The 5,131-nt window shown below is 74.3% G+C and carries 6 protein-coding genes; all 6 read left to right on the forward strand.

The window, feature by feature from the left end; genetic code table 11:
- The first annotated feature begins 29 nt into the window (after positions 1-29).
- The 6 genes from ACZ7GX_RS36105 (at position 30) to ACZ7GX_RS36130 (ending at position 4,997) form a co-directional block, all read left to right on the forward strand.
- Complete coding sequence (locus ACZ7GX_RS36105) at positions 30-803, forward strand: thioesterase II family protein (protein WP_498783560.1); 774 nt, start codon at positions 30-32, stop codon at positions 801-803.
- Between the two features lie 11 nt (positions 804-814).
- Positions 815-1,795, forward strand: coding sequence for a TauD/TfdA family dioxygenase (locus ACZ7GX_RS36110; protein ID WP_498783563.1), 981 nt, complete (start codon positions 815-817; stop codon positions 1,793-1,795).
- 3 nt (positions 1,796-1,798) lie between these two features.
- Complete coding sequence (gene fabI / locus ACZ7GX_RS36115; RefSeq protein ID WP_498783564.1) at positions 1,799-2,623, forward strand: enoyl-ACP reductase FabI; 825 nt, start codon at positions 1,799-1,801, stop codon at positions 2,621-2,623.
- Positions 2,624-2,689: 66 nt separating this feature from the next.
- Complete coding sequence (locus ACZ7GX_RS36120; protein ID WP_498783566.1) at positions 2,690-3,250, forward strand: hypothetical protein; 561 nt, start codon at positions 2,690-2,692, stop codon at positions 3,248-3,250.
- Positions 3,247-4,200, forward strand: a complete 954-nt coding sequence (locus tag ACZ7GX_RS36125) for an ATP-binding cassette domain-containing protein (protein WP_498783568.1) — start codon at positions 3,247-3,249, stop codon at positions 4,198-4,200. Before ACZ7GX_RS36120 ends, ACZ7GX_RS36125 begins: the two co-directional genes overlap by 4 nt.
- On the forward strand, positions 4,197-4,997 hold the full coding sequence (locus ACZ7GX_RS36130; protein ID WP_498783570.1) for an ABC transporter permease: 801 nt from the start codon (positions 4,197-4,199) through the stop codon (positions 4,995-4,997). Before ACZ7GX_RS36125 ends, ACZ7GX_RS36130 begins: the two co-directional genes overlap by 4 nt.
- Positions 4,998-5,131 lie beyond the last annotated feature (134 nt).

Consider the following 5,131-nt stretch of genomic DNA (forward strand, 5'->3'; position numbering starts at 1 on the left):
GCAGACCCGTCTACGACAAGGAGGCGCGCATGGCGGCCACGACCACCGCCGACCGCTGGCTGCGCACGCGCACACCCCGGCCGTCGGCCGCGACGACCCTCGTGTGCCTGCCGCACGCGGGCGGATCGGCGAGCTACTACCGCGACTGGGGCGGGCGGCTGCCCGCGTCGGTCGAGGTGCGCGTCGTGCAGTACCCCGGCCGGGAGGAACGCCTCGTCGACGAGCCGGTCGACGACATGGCGGTGATGGCCGACGTGCTCGCCGACGTCCTCGCGCCGCTGTTCGACCGGCCCGTCGTGCTGTTCGGGCACAGCATGGGCGCGGCCATCGCCTACGAGGTGACCCGGCGGTGCGAGGAGCGCGGCCACCCGCCGGCCCTGCTCGTGGCCTCCGGGTTCACCGCGCCGCACCGCCGCACGCCCGGCGACCTGCACACCCGGGACGACGACGCGCTCGTCGCCGAGATCACCCGCGTGTCCGGCGCCGACGCCGCCGCGCTGGGCAGCCCCGACCTGCGCGACCTGCTGCTGCCGATGATCCGCGCCGACTACCGGCTCATCGAGCGGTACGCGCCCGCCGCGCCGCCACCCGTGGCCACGCCGCTCGTGGTCTACCGCGGCGACGCCGACCCGGACGTCGACGCGGACGGCGGCGAGGCGTGGCGCGACCTCGCCGCGTCCGGCGAGCTGCGCGAGCACCGCGCGTTCGACGGCGGCCACTTCTACTTCCGGCACGACCCGACCGCCCTGCTCGGGGCGATCTCCGCACAGCTCGGGCGGGTCCGCCCGGTGACGACCCACTGAGGGTGAGGGACATGTTGTTGGCCAACGAAGACACGCTGACCACCGCCACGCTGGACGCCGTCGAGCACGAGTGGCTCGACCGGATCGCCCGCGACCTGCTGGACGTGGCCGGCGGGCGGCTCGACAGCCCCGAGTGGGTGGCCGCCGCACGGCGGGCGTGGGAGGACGCGCCCGCGACGCTGCGGCACGCGCTCAAGGAGTTCCGCCGCGACTCGGGCGCGGGCGGCGCGCTGCTGCTGCGCAACCTGCCCGTGGACGAGGACAACCTCCCGCCGACGCCGAAGGCCGAGGGCTCCGTGGTGCGCGAGGCGACGGTGTCCGCCGCCGTGCTCGTGCTCGTGGCGCACGGCCTCGGCGACCCGGGCGCGTTCCGGGCGGAGAAGTCCGGCGCGCTGGTGCAGAACGTGGTGCCGGTGCCGGGCAAGGAGGAGGTGCAGGGCAACGTCGGGTCGGCGCACCTGACGTTCCACACCGAGAACGCCTTCCACCAGCACCGGCCCGACTTCGTGCTGCTGGGGTGCGTGCGGCCGGACCACGAGCGGATCGCCGAGCTGCGGCTGGTGTGCTCGCGCCAGGTGCTGCCGAAGCTGGGCGAGCAGGCCCGCTCGGCGCTGTCGTCGGCGGAGTTCGTCACCGCGCCGCCGCCCTCGTTCGGCGCGACGTCCGGCGAGGTGCCGCCGCGAGCCGTGCTGCACGGCGACGCGGACGACCCGGACCTGTGCATCGACCAGGCGGCCACCCGGCCCGTCACCGAACGCGCGGTCGCGGCGATGGCCGAGCTGGGCGAGCTGTTCGACAACTCGTTCAACGCGCTGCGGCTGACCGCGGGCGACCTGGCGATCGTGGACAACCGGGTCACCGTGCACGGCCGGTCGGCGTTCACCCCGCGCTACGACGGCGCGGACCGCTGGCTGCAGCGCACGTTCGTCTTCGCCGACCTCCGCCGCTCCCGGGGCCACCGCCCCGGTGACGGCTACGTGCTGGAGAGCTGAGCCGTGGACCTGCTGAAGGGCAAGACCCTGCTCGTCACGGGCGTGCTCACGCCGAACTCCATCGCCTACCACGTGGCACGCCTGGCGCAGGAGGAAGGCGCGAACGTCGTCCTCACCGCCTACGGCCGGGCGCGGCTGGTGGAACGGCTCGCGCAACGCCTGCCGTCGCCCGCGCCGGTGGTGGAGCTGGACGTCACCGACGCCGAGCACCTCGCGTCCCTGCCGACCCGGATCGCCGCGCACGCGGACCGGATCGACGGCGTGCTGCACTCCGTCGCCTACGCGCCGGCCGAAGCGCTCGGCGGCAACTTCCTCACCGCGCGGTGGGACGACGTCGCGCCCGCGTTCCACGTCTCCGCCTACTCGTTGCAGGCGCTCGTGCGGGCCGTGCGGCCGATGCTGCGGCCGGGCAGTTCGGTGGTGGGCCTGGACTTCGACGCCTCGCACGCCTACGCCGAGTACGACTGGATGGGCGTGGCGAAGGCGGCGCTGGAGTCCTGCGCCCGGTACCTGGCGTCCTACCTCGGCCGCGACGGCATCCGCGTCAACCTCGTCGCCGCCGGTCCGCTGCGCACCACCGCGGCCATCGCGATCGGGCCGGGCGGCGACGAGGCCGCCCGCCGTGAAGGCCTGCGGTGGCACGGCAAGTCGCCGCTGGGCTGGGACGACCAGGAGTTCACGCCCGTCGCCCGCGCGTGCGTGGCCCTGCTGTCGGACTGGTTCCCCGCGACGACCGGCGAGATCGTCCACGTCGACGGCGGCGCGCACGTGATCGGGGACCGGCCAGGCGTCCCCGTCACGGCGCCGTCCCCGTCGGCGGGCTCGTGATCACGGGGGATGGGGTTCCCGGTGCCGGCTCAAGGGCTTCGAGCACAGGCGGGGCAGGACCCGTTCGTGCTGTACCTGATCGTGGCGTGCGAGATCGCCTTCTGGGTCGTGCTGGCCTCGGGGCTGCTCGCCCGGTACGCGCTGCGGATGCCCCGCCTCGGCGGCGTGCTGCTGCTGGGCGTGCCGGTGGTGGACCTGGTGCTGGTGGTGGCGTGCGCCGTCGACCTGCGCACGGGCGGCACGCCGGGCATGACGCACAGCCTGGCCGCGGCCTACCTGGGCATCAGCGTGGCGTTCGGCCCTCACCTGGTGCGGCGGGCGGACGCGTGGTTCGCGCACCGCTTCGCCGGCGGCCCGCCACCGGCGCGCCCGCCCCGGCACGGCCGGGCGCGGCAGCACCACGAGTGGGCGATGTGGCTGCGCTGCCTCGCGGCGCTGGCCATCTCGTCGGCGTTGACGCTGGTGATGTTCCTGATCGGCGGGCCGAGCACGGTCGAGCTGTGGAACTTCGAGATCCAGCTCGCCGCCGTCACCGCGATCTGGCTCGTCGGCTGGCCGGTGCGCGTGACGCTGTTCCCGCCCAGGGCGCCGGTCGGGGCGGACGACCACACGGAGGAGGAGCGGTGACCGCAGCCGTCGAGGCGCGAGGCGTCGTCAAGTCGTACAAGGCGCACCGCGCCCTCGACGGCGTGGACCTGACCGTGCCCACCGGGACGGTGCTGGGGTTGTTGGGCCCCAACGGCGCCGGCAAGACCACGATGGTGCGGGTGCTGACGACGTTGCTGCGGCCGGACGCGGGCGACATCCGCGTGGCCGGCTTCGACGTGGTCTCGCAGTCGGCCGACGTGCGCCGCAGCATCGGCCTGTCCGGGCAGTACGCGGCCGTGGACGAGAGCCTGACCGGGTACGAGAACCTGTACCTGGTCGGCAGGCTGTACGGCTACAAGGCCGCCGCGGCGCGGGCGCGGGCCCGGGAGCTGCTGGCGCTGTTCCGGCTGGAGCAGGCCGCGTCCCGGCTGCTGCGCACCTACTCGGGCGGCATGCGGCGGCGGCTCGACCTGGCGGGCGCGCTCGTCGCCCGGCCACCGGTGGTGGTGCTGGACGAGCCGACCACGGGCCTGGACCCGCGGTCGCGCCTGGACACCTGGGAGATGGTGCGGAGGCTCGTGGACGACGGCGCGTCCGTGCTGCTCACGACCCAGTACCTGGAGGAGGCCGACCACCTGGCCGACTCGATCGTGGTGATCGACCGGGGTCGGGTGGTGGAGCGGGGCACGTCCGACGAGCTGAAGGCCCGCGTCGGCAGCGAACGCCTGGAGATCGTCGTCGCCGACCACGCGGACCTGCCCGAGCTGACCCGCGTGCTCGCCGAGGTCGGCGCGGCCGAGCCCGTGGTGGACGAGCACCTGCGCCGGGCGCACGTGCTGGTGCACGTCGGCCCGAAGACGTTGATGGAGGCGTTGCAGCGGCTGGACGCGCGGGACGTGCGGGTGCTCGACGTGTCGCTGCACCGGCCCAAGCTGGACGACGTGTTCCTGATGCTCACCGACCGCGCCGACGACGGGGAGGACTCGTGACCGCAGTGGCCAAGGTGGCCGTCGACGGCTGGATGATCGCCTGGCGCAACCTGCTGCACGTGCGGCGCAGCGTCGACTGGGCGTTCGCCGCGGTGGTGCAGCCGGTGATGTTCGTGCTGCTGTTCGGGTTCGTGTTCGGCGGCCTGCTCGGCGGCGCGGCGTACCGCGAGTACCTGCTGGCGGGCATCCTGGTGCAGACGCTGGCGTTCAACTCCGCGTTCACCGTCATCGGTTTGTCGACGGACCTGCGCAAGGGCTTCATCGACCGGCTGCGGTCGCTGCCGATGTCCGGTGTGTCGGTGATGGTCGGCCGCACGCTGTCCGACCTGGCGGTGAGCGTGGTGGCGATGCTCGTGACGTGCCTGTGCGGCCTGCTCATCGGCTGGCGGGTGCGCGGCAGCTTCCTGGACGCGGTGCTGGCGTTCCTGGTGCTGCTGGTGTTCGCGTTCGCCATGTCGTGGATCGGGGCGCTCATCGGGCTGGTCTCGCCGAGCCCGGAGGCCGCGCAGAGCGCCGGCCTGATCTGGCTGACCCCGCTGACGTTCGTGTCGTCCGGGTTCGTGCCGGAGGAGTCGATGCCGGGCCCGCTGCGCGTGATCGCCGAGTGGAACCCGCTGACCGCCGTGATCAACGCGGTGCGCGGGTTGTTCGGCAACACCGTGCCGGGGCTGGACGTCGTGTCCGGCTCGTGGCCCGACGACCACGCGCTGACCTACGCGTGGCTGTCGTCGCTGCTGATCGTGGCGGTGTTCGTGCCGCTGAGCATGCGCGCCTACCGGCGGGTCGCCGCCCGGTGAGCGGTCCTACGGCGGTAGGTGGGGGGGGGGGGCGCCCCCCCCCCCCCGGGGGGGACAGGGGGGGGCGGCGCCGCCCCGGTTGCCGGCCCCCCCCGCCGGGGGTGGACACCAAACGGGGCGACACAGGGGCTGAG

Source organism: Actinosynnema sp. NPDC037264 (assembly GCF_055603705.1).